The sequence below is a fragment of the Mizugakiibacter sp. genome, assembly GCF_039680435.1.
Lineage (GTDB): Bacteria > Pseudomonadota > Gammaproteobacteria > Xanthomonadales > Rhodanobacteraceae > Mizugakiibacter.
This window is the reverse complement of record NZ_JBDKSX010000067.1, coordinates 1-11,953: the sequence shown is the minus strand read 5'-3', so window position 1 is coordinate 11,953 and position 11,953 is coordinate 1. Positions and strand designations below refer to the sequence as shown.

Annotated in this window: 13 protein-coding genes; 8 read left to right on the top strand and 5 right to left on the bottom strand. The window is 72.7% G+C overall.

The window, feature by feature from the left end; all coding sequences use genetic code 11:
- Positions 1–269: energy transducer TonB (locus ABFC67_RS07260; RefSeq protein ID WP_346737327.1), on the top strand; the 269-nt coding region annotated here is incomplete at its 5' end.
- Positions 270–300: 31 nt separating this feature from the next.
- Here the strand turns inward: ABFC67_RS07260 and ABFC67_RS07255 are convergent.
- Positions 301–924, bottom strand: a complete 624-nt coding sequence (locus ABFC67_RS07255) for a GPP34 family phosphoprotein (RefSeq protein WP_346737326.1) — start codon at positions 922–924, stop codon at positions 301–303.
- A 34-nt stretch (positions 925–958) separates the two neighbouring features.
- Positions 959–2,293 carry a serine hydrolase domain-containing protein gene (locus ABFC67_RS07250; protein ID WP_346737325.1) on the bottom strand — a complete coding sequence of 445 codons (1,335 nt, stop codon included), beginning with the start codon at positions 2,291–2,293 and terminating at the stop codon, positions 959–961.
- Here ABFC67_RS07250 and ABFC67_RS07245 point away from each other — a divergent pair.
- Together ABFC67_RS07245 and ABFC67_RS07240 are read left to right on the top strand one after the other, a co-directional pair.
- Positions 2,292–2,879, top strand: coding sequence for a LemA family protein (locus ABFC67_RS07245; protein WP_346737324.1), 588 nt, complete (start codon positions 2,292–2,294; stop codon positions 2,877–2,879). The two genes, ABFC67_RS07250 and ABFC67_RS07245, sit on opposite strands and share 2 nt — an antisense overlap.
- Before the next feature lie 49 nt (positions 2,880–2,928).
- Positions 2,929–4,863 carry a M48 family metallopeptidase gene (locus tag ABFC67_RS07240; protein ID WP_346737323.1) on the top strand — a complete coding sequence of 645 codons (1,935 nt, stop codon included), beginning with the start codon at positions 2,929–2,931 and terminating at the stop codon, positions 4,861–4,863.
- Positions 4,864–5,010: 147 nt separating this feature from the next.
- On the opposite strand, the gene ABFC67_RS07235 is transcribed toward ABFC67_RS07240, so the two are convergent.
- Complete coding sequence (locus tag ABFC67_RS07235) at positions 5,011–6,615, bottom strand: choline dehydrogenase (RefSeq protein WP_346737322.1); 1,605 nt, start codon at positions 6,613–6,615, stop codon at positions 5,011–5,013.
- A 125-nt stretch (positions 6,616–6,740) separates the two neighbouring features.
- On the opposite strand from ABFC67_RS07235, the gene ABFC67_RS07230 reads away from it, so the two are divergent.
- Positions 6,741–8,126 carry a translocase gene (locus ABFC67_RS07230; protein ID WP_346737321.1) on the top strand — a complete coding sequence of 462 codons (1,386 nt, stop codon included), beginning with the start codon at positions 6,741–6,743 and terminating at the stop codon, positions 8,124–8,126.
- Here ABFC67_RS07230 and ABFC67_RS07225 read toward each other — a convergent pair.
- On the bottom strand, positions 8,111–8,539 hold the full coding sequence (locus ABFC67_RS07225; RefSeq protein WP_346737320.1) for a CBS domain-containing protein: 429 nt from the start codon (positions 8,537–8,539) through the stop codon (positions 8,111–8,113). The two genes, ABFC67_RS07230 and ABFC67_RS07225, sit on opposite strands and share 16 nt — an antisense overlap.
- Positions 8,540–8,685: 146 nt before the next feature.
- On the opposite strand from ABFC67_RS07225, the gene ABFC67_RS07220 reads away from it, so the two are divergent.
- Genes ABFC67_RS07220 through arsB form a run of 4 tightly spaced genes read left to right on the top strand, consistent with a single transcriptional unit; the run spans position 8,686 to position 11,094 of the window.
- Positions 8,686–9,030 carry a metalloregulator ArsR/SmtB family transcription factor gene (locus ABFC67_RS07220; RefSeq protein WP_346737319.1) on the top strand — a complete coding sequence of 115 codons (345 nt, stop codon included), beginning with the start codon at positions 8,686–8,688 and terminating at the stop codon, positions 9,028–9,030.
- Positions 9,027–9,533: an ArsI/CadI family heavy metal resistance metalloenzyme gene (locus ABFC67_RS07215; protein ID WP_346737318.1), complete on the top strand. Its 507-nt coding sequence runs from the start codon at positions 9,027–9,029 to the stop codon at positions 9,531–9,533. The genes ABFC67_RS07220 and ABFC67_RS07215 overlap by 4 nt, the downstream gene beginning before the upstream one ends.
- Positions 9,530–10,039: an arsenate reductase ArsC gene (locus ABFC67_RS07210; RefSeq protein WP_346737317.1), complete on the top strand. Its 510-nt coding sequence runs from the start codon at positions 9,530–9,532 to the stop codon at positions 10,037–10,039. Before ABFC67_RS07215 ends, ABFC67_RS07210 begins: the two co-directional genes overlap by 4 nt.
- The gene (gene arsB / locus ABFC67_RS07205) at positions 10,036–11,094 is read left to right on the top strand and encodes an ACR3 family arsenite efflux transporter (protein WP_346737315.1); all 1,059 of its coding nucleotides are present in this window, start codon (positions 10,036–10,038) and stop codon (positions 11,092–11,094) included. The genes ABFC67_RS07210 and arsB overlap by 4 nt, the downstream gene beginning before the upstream one ends.
- Before the next feature lies 1 nt (position 11,095).
- Here the strand turns inward: arsB and mtgA are convergent, their stop codons facing one another.
- A complete protein-coding gene (gene mtgA / locus ABFC67_RS07200; protein ID WP_346737313.1) occupies positions 11,096–11,809 on the bottom strand; it encodes a monofunctional biosynthetic peptidoglycan transglycosylase in 714 nt (237 codons plus the stop codon).
- Positions 11,810–11,953 lie beyond the last annotated feature (144 nt).

The window sequence follows — 11,953 nt, the reverse complement described above, 5'->3', positions numbered from 1 at the left end:
AGCCGCAGGTGACGCGCCAGGTGCCGCCGCAGTACCCGCAGGAGGCGGCGCGCGCCGGCACCCAGGGCTGGGTGGACGTCGAGTTCATGGTGACCAGCCAGGGCACGGTGGTCGACGCGAAGGTGCTGAATTCGCAGCCGCGCCGGCTGTTCGACCGCGCCGCGCTGGAAGCGGTGCGCCAGTGGCGCTTCCAGCCGGCATTGCGCAACGGCGTACCGACCGACGCCACGTTGCGCCAGCGCATCGAGTTCAAGCTGGGCAACGGCTGATTTGCCGCGCGCGAGCGACGCGCCCGCGCGTTCAGGCGTCCAGCAGCGTGCGCCGCAGCGCCGCGAGGGTCGCAAGGCCTTCCGGCGCATCCGCAGGCAGGCGTTCCAGCGCCAGCAGCGCCGCGCTGGCGCGCGCGTGCGCGACGGCGTCGAGGCAACGCACCATCACGCCGACCAGGTCGGCGCCGAGCAGCAGTCCGAGTGCGGCGACGTCGTGCGGCGCGCGCGCGGCCTCGCGCAGCGCGTGCACGGCGGCGTTGTGCGCCTGCACCGAACGCAGCGGGTGGCGCACGCCGAGGAAGGGCAGTCCGGGCACGCGCGCGACGCGGTGCACCAGGTCGCCGCGCGCCAGCGTGTCGAGCAGGCGTCGCGGCAGCGGCCGCAGCGCATGCTCGACCAGGCGCACTGCTTCCGCGGCCGGTTGCGGCGCGGTGCCCAGCGCGCGCAGCGCGGCGGCCAGCAGCGGGTGCGCGGTCGGCAGCGGAGCCTCCGCGCGCAGCATGTCGCGCGCATAGCGCAGGCGCCCATGGACCTGCAGCTCGATCAGCAATGCGGCGGCGCACAGCGCGCCGAAGGGCGTGTCCGGCCGCTCGCTGCGCAGCGTGCCGTGGACCGGGTCGAGACACAGCAGCAGCAGCCGTTCGGCGATCAGCATGCCGTTCCCCCACTGCGATGCGCGCGCTGCGCGGTCAGTACCGGCGCTTGCGCTTCGAGGCGTTGCGCGGCGCCGGGGCGTCGCGCGACGCCGGGCGGTCCAGTCCGGCCCAGTCCATGTACGGCAGACCCAGCATCTTGTCCAGCAGCATCGGCATCAGCCCCGAGGGCGCCGCGCACTCGCAGTTCCACATGACCACCGCGCCGGCGTGGTATTTCGGGAAGAACCCGATCATCGCGCGATAGCCCTGCACCGCGCCGGCATGGAACACCAGCGTCTCGCCGGCGTAGTCGTAGACGCGCCAGCCGAGCGCGTAGTCGGCGTGCTTCAGGCGCGCCCGCCGCCACGGCGTGGCGACGCGCTCGCTGGGCGTGACGATCACCGGCGCGTGCAGCACATCCAGCACGCTGGCCGGCAGCACGTCCGGGCGCCCGCCCATCTGCGCGATCAGCCACTGCTCCATGTCGTGCAGGCTGGCGTTGACGCCGGCGGCCGGCGGCACGTAGAAGTTGTCCTTCGGCTCGAACGGCGCCCAGCCGTCGCGGATGCGCCGGTGCGGATGCGCCCAGCTCTTGCTCGCCTCCAGCGACTCGCGCCCGTAGGTGGCGGTGCGCATGCCGAGCGGCAGGAACACGCGCTTCTCGACCTGGTGGTAGAAGAAATCGCCGGTCTCGGCGTAGACGACGTCGCCGATCAGGCTGAAGGCGACGTTCTGGTAGCCGTAGCAACTGCCGACGCCGCAGGCCATGTCGACCTCGTCGAGGCGGCGCACCAGCTGGGCATAGGGCACGTCGTCCTCGAGCATGCGGTCGTAGGTGTTGCGCGGCAGGCCGAGGCGCTGGGCGAGGATGTCGCGCACGGTGGCCTGCTCGGACGCCTGCGCGTCCTTCAGCTTGAAGAACGGCAGCACGTCGGACAGGCGGGTGTCCCAACTGAACACGCCGTCGCGCACCAGCAGCCCGGTCAGCGCGGTGGCGAACGCCTTCGACAGCGACGCGATGCGGAATACGGTGTTCGGCCCGACCTTCTCGCCGCTGCGCGCGTTGGCGTAGCCGAGCGTGCGCTCGAAGCGCACCTTGTCGTTGATCACCACCGCGGTGGCGAGGCCGGACACCTGGCCGCTCGCCTCGATCCGATCCAGCCAGCGGCCGTAGTCGGCGATCGCCGCGTCGACGCGCGCCGCGGGCAGCGCGGTCGCCCCGGGATCGTTGCCGACCACCGGCGTGGCCCGGTCGCGCGCGTGCGCGCTGCCGGTGGCCGCGCACGCGCCGCAGGCGAGCAGTGCGGCGAGGAACGCACGGGCAAGCGGACTGCTATGCTCGGACGGGCGCGGCGCGAAGGGGCGCTGCGAAAAGGAGGATTTTGGCATGACCACGATTGTGCTGATGGTGGTTCTGGTCGGCATTGTCTTGTACATCGTCGGGCTCTACAACGGGCTGGTCGCCGCGCGCAACGGTTACAAGAACGCATTCGCGCAGATCGACGTGCAGCTGACCCGGCGCTACGACCTGATCCCGAACCTGGTCGAGACCGCCAGGGGCTACATGAAGCACGAGCGCGAAACCCTCGAAGCGGTGGTGCAGGCGCGCAATGCCGCGGTGTCCGGCCTGGCCGGCGCCAAGGCCCAGCCCGGCGACGCGCAGGCGATGCAGCAGCTGGCCGGCGCCGACAACCAGGTCACCCAGGCGCTGGGCCGCCTGTTCGCGCTCAGCGAAGCGTATCCGGACCTCAAGGCCAACCAGAACATGATGCAGCTCTCGGAGGAACTGGCCTCCACCGAGAACCGCGTCGCCTTCGCGCGCCAGGCCTACAACGACGGCGTGATGAACTACAACAACCGGCGCGAGATGTTCCCCGGCTCGCTGATCGCCGGGCGCTTCGGCTTCCAGGCGGCGGAGCCGCTGCCGATCGAGGATGCCGCCAAGCGTGCGGCGCCGAAGGTGGCGTTCGGCTGAACGCGATGACGGGATCGCCCCGGCTCGGCCGGGGTCGGGGGAACCACCGATGAACTTCTTCGCGGAGCAGGAGCGCGCGCGCCGCGCCAGCCGGCGCCTGGTCGTGCTGTTCGCGCTGGCCGTGCTCGCCATCGTCGCCGCCGTCGATGCGGTGCTGGTCGGGCTGTTCGGCATCGGCCGCCACGCCGATCGCGTCGATCCGCTGGTGTTGTTGGGCATCAGCCTGGTGACGGCGGCGGTGATCGCGCTGGCCTCGGCATGGCGCGTCGCCAGCCTCGCCGGCGGCGGCGGTGCGGTCGCGCGCGGGCTGGGCGCCACGCCGGTGCCGGCCGACACCGGCGACTTCGCGTGGAAGCGGCTGCGCAACGTGGTCGAAGAGGTGGCGATCGCCTCCGGCGTGCCGGTGCCCGAGCTGTACGTGCTCGAGGACGAGGCCGGCATCAATGCCTTCGCCGCCGGCTACACGCCCGCGGACGCCGCGGTGTGCGTCACCCAAGGCGCGCTCGACAAGCTGACCCGCGACGAGCTGCAGGGCGTGGTCGCGCACGAGTTCAGCCACGTGCTGAACGGCGACATGCGCCTGAACGTGCGCCTGATCGGCCTGCTGTTCGGCATCCTCGTGCTCGGCGTCGCCGGACGCAAGATCCTCGCCGGCAGCGGCCGCACGCGCGGGCGCGGCGCCGGCGCGCTGGTCGCCTTCGGGCTGGCGATCCTGGTGATCGGCTACGTCGGCTTCTTCTTCGGCCGGCTGATCCAGGCCGCGGTGTCGCGCTCGCGCGAATGCCTCGCCGACGCCTCGGCGGTGCAGTTCACGCGGCAGACCGGCGGCATCGCCGGCGCGCTGAAGAAGATCGCCGCGCTGGCCGAGGGCTCGCAACTGGCCAGCGCGCAGCGCGAGGAGGTGGCGCACATGCTGTTCGGCGACGGCGTCGGCCTGTCCGCGCTGTTCGCAACGCATCCGCCGCTGCTGGCGCGCATCCGCGCGCTCGAGCCGGGCTTCGGCGATGCCGAAATCGCGCGCATCGCGCGCGCCTGGCAGCAGCCGGTGCGCGCCGCCGACGCGGATGCGCCGCAGGCCTCGATCTCGGGCTTCGCGCCGGCGGGCGCGACGACCGCCGCAGTCGTCCCGCCCGGCGCGCTGCCGGTGGCGACCGGCGCCGTCGGCCTGGACGCGCGCGGCGTCGCCGCGCAGGTCGGCCGCCCGGGCGCCGACGATTTCCGCACCGCGGCAGCGCTGCACGCGCAGATCCCGGACGCGCTGCGCGCGCAGGCGCGCGACCCGCAGAGCGCGCCTGCGCTGGTGTTCGCGCTGGCGCTGGGCGGCGACGCCGACACCCGCATGCGCCAGCGCGAAGCGATCGCGCGGGCGTTCGGCGCGGCGGCTGCCGACGCGGCGCGCGCGCTCGCCGAGGGCGTCGCCGCGCTGCATCCGCTGCTGCGCCTGCCGCTGGCGCAACTGGCGTTTCCGGCGCTGCGGCGGCGGCCGCGTCCCGAGCTGCAGCGCTTCCTCGCCGCGCTGGCCGCGCTGGTCAACGCCGACGGTCGCGTCGAGCTGGACGAGTATTGCCTGGCAACGCTGGTGCGCCTGCAGGTCGTTGCCGCGCTCGACCCGAGCCGCGGCTTCGTGCCGGGCAGCCTGCGCCTCGCCGATTGCGCGGCGGAGCTGCGTGACCTGTGCGCGCTGGTGGCGCGCTACGGCCACGACGACGATGCGGCGGCGCGGCGCGCGTTCCTGCTGGCGATGCACGAGGCGCTGCCCGATGCGAATCCGCTGTTCGCCTACCCGGACGACTGGCGGCCGGCGCTGGACGCCGCGCTCGCGAAGCTGGCGCGGCTGGCGCCGGAGGGCAAGGAACTGGTGGTGCGCGGGCTGACGCGCGCGATCGGCGAGGACGGCCTGGTCAACGTGGCCGAGGCGGAGCTGCTGCGCGTGGTCTGCGCCGCGCTGCACTGCCCGCTGCCGCCGCTGCTGGCCACGGCATAAGCCGCCAGGATGCGGTGAGCTTCGCAGGTTGCGGTGAGCGGAGCTGACCGCACGTGGCGGACCGCGAGGATGATGCGGCGCGCTTCGCTCACCGCATCCTGCGGTCTCCGCGCACGCCGCCGATACGCATCGTGCGCGGAGCGCACGCTAGCTGGCGGCGGTGTCCTGCGCGCGGCCGAGGATCAGGTCGGCCGCGACCTCGGCGATCATGATGGTCGGCGCGTTGGTGTTGCCGGTCGGCAGGCGCGGCATCACCGCGGCGTCGACCACGCGCAGGGCGTCGATGCCGCGCACGCGCAGCGCCGGGTCGACCACCGCGCCGGCGTCGGCGCCCATGCGGCAGGTGCCGACCGGGTGGTAGATGGTCTCGGCCTTGCGGCGGATGAACGCTTCCAGCGCGGCGTCGTCCTGTGCGTCGGCACCGGGGAAGATCTCGGCGCCGCGGTACGGGGCGAACGGCGCCTGCGCCAGGATCGCGCGCGACAGCTTCGCGCCTTCGATCAGCATCTTCAGGTCGTAGCCTTCCGCGTCGCCCAGGTAGTTGGCGTGGATCGCCGCCTTCGCCGCCGGATCGGCGCTGGCGAGGCGGATGCAGCCGCGGCTCTTCGGATGCAGCGCGCAGGCGTGCACGGTGTAGCCGTCGCCGGGCAGGCGGTGGCGGCCGTGGTCGTCGAGCTGCGCGGGCACGAAGTGGAACTGCAGGTCGCAGCGCGCGTCCTCGGCGTGGCGCGAGCGCACGAAGCCGCCGGCCTCGGCGATGTTGGAAGTGCCGATGCCGCTGCGGCGCAGCAGGAACTCCAGCGCGATCGCCACGTCGTTGGTGCGGTCGTAGGTGATCGGCTGGGTCGAGCGCACCAGCGTGCAGATGTCGAGGTGGTCCTGCAGGTTGGTGCCGACGCCGGGCAGGTCCAGCGCCACGCCGACGCCACGCTCGCGCAGGTGGTCGGCCGGGCCGATGCCGGACAGCATCAGCAGTTGCGGCGAGTTGATCGCGCCGCCGGCCAGGATCACCTCGCCGGCCTCGACGCGTTTGCGCTTGCCGCCGCGCAGGCGCAGGTCGACGCCGGCCGCGCGCGTGCCGTCCAGCACGACGCGCTCGGCCAGCGCGTGGGTGAGCACGGTCAGGTTGGCGCGCTCGCGCGCCGGCTTGAGGTAGGCGGTCGCCGCCGAGCAGCGCGCGCCGTTGCGCTGGGTCACCTGGTAGAAGCCGAAGCCTTCCTGGCGGGCGCCGTTGAAGTCGTCGTTGCGCGCGAAGCCGGCGGCATCGGCGGCGTCGATGAACGCCTGCGACAGCGGGTTGCGGTAGCGCAGGTCGGATACCGTCAGCGGGCCGTCGGCGCCGTGCAGCGCGTCGGCGCCGCGCGTGTTGCCCTCGCTGCGGCGGAAGTACGGCAGCACGTTCGCCCACGCCCAGCGCGGGTCGCCGGCGAGGCGTGCCCAGTCGTCGTAGTCGGCCGGCACGCCGCGCACGTAGCACATCGCGTTGATCGAGCTGGAGCCGCCCAGCACCTTGCCGCGCGGCCACCACAGCCGGCGCCCTTCGAGGCTGGCCTCCGGCTCGGTGTCGTAGTCCCAGTTGACGCCCTTGCGGTTCACCAGCTTGGCCAGGCCGGCGGGCATGTGGATGAACGGGTGCCAGTCGCGCGGGCCGGCCTCGACCAGCAGCACGCGGCGGGTCGGGTCGGCGCTGAGGCGCTCGGCCAGCACGCAGCCTGCGGAGCCGGCGCCGACGATGACGAAGTCGTAGAGCATGGGCGATCCTCGGTTGCGGCGACGGTAGCGGCCCGCGTTAGAGCCTTTGCTCCAGCCGCGGGCGGGCCCCCGCCGCATGATAGTCTTGCCGCCCATTCCGGGCTGCGGGACCCTCAGGGCGCGTGATGACGCGATTCGCCGTGCGTGCGGGCGAGGGGCGCGCCCTCGTGCTGGCCTGCCTCGCCTTCTTCTGCGTGCTGGCGGCCTACTACGTGATCCGGCCGGTGCGCGACCAGTTGGCCGGCGCGGTCGGCTCGATCGCGCTGCCGATGTTCTATGCCGGCACCTTCGCCGCGACCCTGCTGATCACGCCGCTGTTCGGTGCGCTGGTGGCGCGCCTGCCGCGTCGTCGGCTGCTGGCGTGGAGCTACCTGTTCTTCATCGTCTGCCTGATCGCGTTCGTGCCGCTGTTCGCGGCGCAGGACCGCATCGGCGCGCGCGTGCTGGGCGTGGCGTTCTTCATCTGGGTCAGCGTGTTCAACCTGTTCGTGGTGTCGCTGTTCTGGAGCCTGATGGCGGACATCTGCTCCAGCGAGCGGGCGCGACGGCTGTTTCCGCTGATTGCGATCGGCGGCACGGCCGGCGCCATCGCGGGGCCGCTGCTGACCTCGCTGCTGGTGCAGACGATTGGCGTCGCCGCGTTGCTGCTGGTGTCGGCGGGGCTGCTGGGCGCGGGGCTGGTCGGCATGCTGATGCTGTCCGCGGGCGTCGGCGGGCAGGCGGCGGTCGGTGCATCGCTCGCGCCGACGGGGCGGGCGGCCGGCGGCGCCGCGCAGGACGAGGCGCCGATCGGCGGCTCGCTGCTGGCGGGCGTACGCCAGGTGCTGACGCGGCCGTTCCTGCGCAACATGGCGCTGCTGATGCTGTTGTCGGACGGCGTCGGCACGGTGGCCTACGCGTTCGTCGCCGATTACGCCAAGGCGCATTTCCTCGGCAATGCCGCGCGCACCGCGTTCTACGCGCACCTCGATCTCGCCACCAACACGCTGGTGGTGCTGCTGCAGCTGGCGCCGACGCGCTGGCTGCTGGCGCGGCGCGGGCCGGCGGCGTGCGTGGTGGCGTGGGCCACGATCAACGTGCTGCTGCTGACCTGGGTCGCGAGCGCCGGCGGCGTGCATCTGCCGATGCCGTGGATCGCGGTGTCGCCGGACGCGTGGCCGCGGCTGATCATGGTGCCGGCCTCGCTGCTTGCGCTGATGCTGGTGGTCAGCCGCGGTTTCACCTACGGCATGCTCAAGCCGGCCAGCGACGCGCTGTACACGCGCGTCGAGCGCGAGGCGCGCTACAAGGGCAAGAATTTCATCGACACCGCGGTGTGGCGTTTCGGCGATCTGACCATCACCAGCGCGCTCAGCGGGCTGCGCGCGCTGGGCATCGGTCTGTCCGTGCTGGCCGCCCTGAGCGCCGGCGCGGGGTTGCTGGCGGGCTGGTTCGGCTGGCGCGCGGCGCACTCGCGCGACCTCGCGCCCGAGCCCGTCGACGCCGGCCGCAGGGATCAGCCGGCGATGTAGCGCTGCAGGTGCTCGATCTGCTCGGCCTGCTCGTCGATCGTCGCCTTGACCAGGTCGCCGATCGAGACCACGCCGATCAGCTTGCCGCGCTCGACCACCGGCAGGTGGCGCACGCGGCGATCGGTGCACAGCCGCATGCATTCCTCGACGGTCGATTCGGGGCCGACCGTGACCACCGGCGCCGACATGATCTCCGCCACGGGCGTATCGGCCGAGGCGCGTCCGTGCAGGACCACCTTGCGCGCGTAATCGCGCTCGGAAACGATGCCGGCGAGATCGCCGCCGCGCATCACCAGCAGCGCGCCGATGCGGTGCTCGGCCATCGCCTTGACCGCGTCCAGCACCGGGCGTTCCGGTTCGATGGCGAAGACCTGCCGCCCCTTCGCCTCCAGGAGATGCTTGACCTGCCGCATGAGGCCCTCCCGCGCCGGTCCTGGGTGACCGGCCGGCACAGTCTAGCGCGCCCTCGCCGCTGGCGTTGCTGCGCCGCGGCGGAAGCGGAACCTCGGCTCGGAGACGCGCTTGACGCGGCGGAAAGTATTTCTATAATTCCGGAACAATGAAAACATCAAGCGCGCTCGACATCCTGAAGGCGCTGGCCCAGGAAAGCCGGTTGGCGCTGTTCCGCCTGCTGGTGCAGGCCGGCGCGGACGGGCTGCCGGTCGGCGGCCTCGCCGAACGACTGGGTCTGCCCGGCGCGACCCTGAGCAACCACCTCAACGTGCTGCGCGCGGCCGGCCTGGTCCGCGACGAGCGCCGCGGCCGCACCATCGTCTGCCGCGCGGACTACGCACGCATGGATGCGCTGATCGCTTTCCTGACCGAAAACTGCTGCGCCGGCGACGCGAGCGCCTGCGCCCCCGCGCCGACCTGCGCGCCTAAGCCCCGGAGCAAACGCCCATGAAACGCTTCCACGTGCACGTCAACGTCCGCGACCTCGACGCCAGCATCCGCTTCTATGCACAACTGTTTGGCGCCGCGCCCAGCGTGGTCAAGGGCGACTACGCGAAATGGATGCTGGACGATCCGCGCCTCAACTTCGCGATCTCGCAGCGCGAGCGCGCGCCCGGCGTCGATCATCTTGGCCTGCAGGCGGAGGACGCTGCCGAGCTGGAAGCGATCGGCGACCGCCTGAAGGCGGCCGACGCGGTCGCGCTGGCCGAGACCGGCACGACCTGCTGCTACGCGCACTCCGACAAGTACTGGGCCGAAGATCCACAGGGCTTGCGCTGGGAGAGCTTCCTGACCCACGGAGTGGCGACCACCTATTACGCGCCGCATGAAGCGCCGGCCGCGGGCGCGACGGCTTGCTGTGGTCCCGGCGCGGCCTGCGCGGCGCCCGGCAGCGCTGCGGCAGCGCCGGCCGTCGGCACGGTCGCGGCGTGCGGCAGCGGCGGTTGCGCGTGAACGCAAAGGGCACGCATCCCCGTCACGTCCTGTTCCTGTGCACCGCCAACTCGGCGCGCAGCATCATGGCCGAAGCGCTGCTCGGCGTATTGGGCCGCGGCCGCTTCGTCGCATACAGCGCCGGCAGCCATCCGGGCGGGCGCGTGCAGCCGCTGGCGGCGGAACTGGCGGTGGCGTTCGGCTATCCGGCCGGGCGCCTGCGCAGCAAGTCCTGGGACGAGTTCGCCGGTGCCGCCGCGACGCCGATGGACCTGATCATCACCGTCTGCGACAACGCCGCGGGCGAGCGCTGCCCGGTATGGCCGGGGCATCCGGCCGCGGCGCACTGGGGCGTGCCGGATCCCGCCGCCGTCGAGGGCGACGAGGCGCAGCGCCGGCAGGCGTTCCACGACGCGTGGACGCTGCTGCGCCGGCGCGTCGAGCTGCTGGTCGCGCTGCCCGACGCCAGCCTCGAAGGTCCGGTCGCGGCCGCGGCCCTGCGCCGCATCGCCGAGGCCGCCACATGAGTGCGACCGTTGCCGATTCCGCGCCCCCGGCGCTGGGCGTATTCGAGCGCGGGCTGACGCTGTGGGTGGCCGCGTGCATTGTCGTCGGCGTGTTGTTCGGCCGGCTGGCGCCCGGTGCGTTTCGCGCGCTCGCTGCGCTGGAGGTCGCGCAGATCAACCTGCCGGTGGGCGCGCTGATCTGGGTGATGATCGTGCCGATGCTGATGCGCGTGGACTTCGGCGCGCTTGGCGCGGTGCGCCGCCACTGGCGCGGCTTCGGCGTGACGCTGTTCGTCAACTGGGCGGTCAAGCCGTTCTCGATGGCGGCGCTGGGCTGGCTGTTCGTGCGTCACCTGTTCGCGCCCTGGCTGCCGGCGGAGCAGCTCGACAGCTACATCGCCGGCCTGATCCTGCTGGCCGCCGCGCCGTGCACCGCGATGGTGTTCGTGTGGAGCCGGCTGGTGCGCGGCGAGGCCAACTTCACCCTGGCCCAGGTCGCGCTCAACGATACCGTCATGGTGTTCGCGTTCGCGCCGATCGTCGCGCTGTTGCTGGGCGTCGCCGCGATCCGGGTGCCGTGGGCGACGCTGCTGCTGTCGGTCACGCTGTACATCGTGCTGCCGCTGGCGCTCGCGCAGGCGTTGCGTGCGCGCCTGCTGCGGCGCGGGCCGGCGGCGCTGGAAGCGTCGTTGCGGCGCATGCAGCCGTGGTCGCTGGTGGCGCTGCTCGCCACGCTGGTGCTGCTGTTCGGCTTCCAGGGCGAGGCGATCGTGCGCCAGCCGCGGGTGATCGCGCTGCTGGCGGTGCCGATCGCGCTGCAGGTGGTGTTCAACGCAACGCTGGCCTACGGGCTGAATCGCTGGCTGGGCGAGGCGCACTGCGTCGCCGGGCCGTCCGCCCTGATCGGCGCCAGCAATTTCTTCGAGCTGGCGGTGGCGGCCGCGATCAGCCTGTTCGGCTTCGCCTCCGGCGCCGCGCTCGCCACCGTGGTCGGCGTGCTGATCGAGGTGCCGGTGATGCTGGCGGTGGTTGCGGTGGTGAACCGCAGCCGGCGCTGGTACGAGGCGGTGGCCTGAATCAGCGCGGCAGGTAGGACGTCCAGCCGAGCTGCGCCATCTGCCGCTGCGTCCACGCGGCGTGGCGCAGCACGTAGGGCGACGGGCGCTCGGCGTGCAGGCGTTTGGGGTTGGGCAGCACCGAGGCGAGCAGGGCGGCCTGCCAGGCGGAGAGACGCGCGGGCGTGGTGCGGTAGAACGCCTCGCTGGCGGCGCCGACGCCGTAGATGCCGTCGCCCAGCTCGGCGATGTTCACGTACACCTCGAGGATGCGCCGCTTCGGCCAGGTCGCCTCGATCAGCACGGTGAAATAGGCTTCGAGGCCCTTGCGCACGAAGCTGCGCCCGCGCCACAGGAACAGGTTCTTCGCCACCTGCTGCGAGATGGTGCTGGCGCCGCGCAGGCGCTCGCCGTCCCCGGCTTCGCCGATCGCGTCGCGGATCGCCTCGACGTCGAAGCCGTGGTGGAACGGGAATTTCTGGTCCTCGCTGGCGACCATCGCCAGCGGCACCGTCGGTGCGATCTTTCCCCACGGCGTCCAGCGATAGCGCAAATGGAAGTCGTGTTCGCCGTGCAGCAGCGCGGCGATGCGGCGCTCGACCATGAACGCGCTGGTCCACGGCGGCACGTAGCGCAGCAGCAGCACCAGCGCCCAGGTCAGCGCGACCCAGGCGAGGACGGCGAAGCCGAGCGTGCGCAGCAGGCGCCGCGCGAGTCCGCGTGAGGAGGTTCCCATGGTTCCCGAGAACGCCGGATCGGCCGGCGCGCGAAGAAGTATAGACGCGTCGGGCGCCGCGGCGGCGGGTCGCGCGGCCTCGCGGCCGGCGGAGCGCCGCCGCCGCGGTTGCAATCGGCCGCGCGCCACCCTACCTATGCGGGA

Bases quoted from the DNA above. Each gene is read 5' to 3' on its own strand.
- ABFC67_RS07215 (WP_346737318.1), top strand. From the start codon at position 9,027: ATGAAACGCTTCCACGTGCACGTCAACGTCCGCGACCTCGACGCCAGC.
- ABFC67_RS07230 (WP_346737321.1), top strand. From the start codon at position 6,741: ATGACGCGATTCGCCGTGCGTGCGGGCGAGGGGCGCGCCCTCGTGCTG.
- ABFC67_RS07245 (WP_346737324.1), top strand. From the start codon at position 2,292: ATGACCACGATTGTGCTGATGGTGGTTCTGGTCGGCATTGTCTTGTAC.
- ABFC67_RS07240 (WP_346737323.1), top strand. From the start codon at position 2,929: ATGAACTTCTTCGCGGAGCAGGAGCGCGCGCGCCGCGCCAGCCGGCGC.
- ABFC67_RS07255 (WP_346737326.1), bottom strand. From the start codon at position 924: ATGCTGATCGCCGAACGGCTGCTGCTGCTGTGTCTCGACCCGGTCCAC.
- ABFC67_RS07235 (WP_346737322.1), bottom strand. From the start codon at position 6,615: ATGCTCTACGACTTCGTCATCGTCGGCGCCGGCTCCGCAGGCTGCGTG.
- ABFC67_RS07225 (WP_346737320.1), bottom strand. From the start codon at position 8,539: ATGCGGCAGGTCAAGCATCTCCTGGAGGCGAAGGGGCGGCAGGTCTTC.
- ABFC67_RS07250 (WP_346737325.1), bottom strand. From the start codon at position 2,293: ATGCCAAAATCCTCCTTTTCGCAGCGCCCCTTCGCGCCGCGCCCGTCC.
- arsB (WP_346737315.1), top strand. From the start codon at position 10,036: ATGAGTGCGACCGTTGCCGATTCCGCGCCCCCGGCGCTGGGCGTATTC.
- ABFC67_RS07220 (WP_346737319.1), top strand. From the start codon at position 8,686: ATGAAAACATCAAGCGCGCTCGACATCCTGAAGGCGCTGGCCCAGGAA.
- mtgA (WP_346737313.1), bottom strand. From the start codon at position 11,809: ATGGGAACCTCCTCACGCGGACTCGCGCGGCGCCTGCTGCGCACGCTC.